The sequence below is a fragment of the Streptomyces phytophilus genome (genome assembly GCF_013870535.1).
GTDB lineage: Bacteria > Actinomycetota > Actinomycetes > Streptomycetales > Streptomycetaceae > Streptomyces > Streptomyces phytophilus.
Genome location: NZ_JACBXC010001617.1, coordinates 1 through 1,159, shown reverse-complemented (window position 1 = coordinate 1,159; position 1,159 = coordinate 1). Strand labels below are relative to the sequence as shown.

General features: G+C 74.3%; 1 protein-coding gene. It reads left to right on the top strand.

Features of this window, described 5'->3' with window-relative positions; translation table 11 throughout:
• Positions 1 to 1,159, top strand: a 1,159-nt coding sequence (locus H5J30_RS34660) for a type I polyketide synthase (RefSeq protein ID WP_181791774.1), incomplete at both ends; no start/stop codon positions are given.

Sequence of the window (1,159 nt, the reverse complement as noted above, 5' to 3'; positions counted from 1 at the left end):
CGCCGTCGTCGCCATGTCCTGCCGCTACCCCGGCGGCGTGGACTCCCCCGCCGGGCTGTGGGACCTGCTCAGCCGGGGCGCCGAGGGCACCAGCACGTTCCCGGAGAACCGCGGCTGGGACATCGACGCGATCTTCGACCCGGGCGGGGAGCGCCCCGGCACCACGTACACGCGCGCCGGCTCCTTCCTGCACGAGGCCGACCGGTTCGACGCCGAGTTCTTCGGGATCTCGCCGCGCGAGGCGGCCTCGATGGACCCGCAGCAGCGGCTGCTGCTGGAGCTGTGCTGGGAGGCCGTCGAGGGCGCCGGCATCCCGGCCGACGAACTGCGCGGCTCCTCGACCGGCGTGTTCGCGGGCATCATGTACAGCGACTACGGCGGCAGGCTGCTGCTGCGCACCCCGGCGGAGTACGAGGGGTACGTCGGCAACGGCAGCGCGCCGAGCGTCGCTTCGGGGCGGATCGCGTTCACCTTCGGCTTCGAAGGGCCCGCGCTGACCGTCGACACGGCCTGCTCGTCGTCGCTGGTCGCGGTGCACCTCGCGGCGCAGTCCCTGCGCAGCGGCGAGTGCACGCTCGCGCTGGCCGGCGGGGCGACCGTGATGTCGACGCCGGCGGTCTTCGTGGAGTTCTCCCGGCAGCGGGGGCTCGCCCCCGACGGCCGCTGCAAGTCCTTCGCGGACTCCGCCGACGGTACGGGCTGGGGCGAGGGCGCCGGCATGCTGCTGCTGGAGCGGCTCTCCGACGCCGAGCGCAACGGGCACCAGGTGCTCGCGGTGCTCCGCGGCTCCGCCGTCAACCAGGACGGCGCCTCCAACGGCCTCACCGCCCCCAACGGCCCCGCCCAGCAGCGCGTCATCAGGCAGGCCCTGGCCAACGCCCGGCTGACCGGCGCCGAGGTCGACGCCGTCGAGGCGCACGGTACGGGTACGACGCTGGGCGACCCGATCGAGGCGCAGGCGCTGCTGGCGACGTACGGGCGCGAGCACACCGCGGAACAGCCGCTGTGGCTGGGCTCGGTGAAGTCGAACCTGGGTCACACGCAGGCCGCGGCCGGCGTCGCCGGGATCATCAAGATGATCCAGGCCATGCGGCACGGGGTGCTGCCGCGCACGCTGCACGTCGACGAGCCGTCGCGGCACGTCGAGTGGGACGAGGGC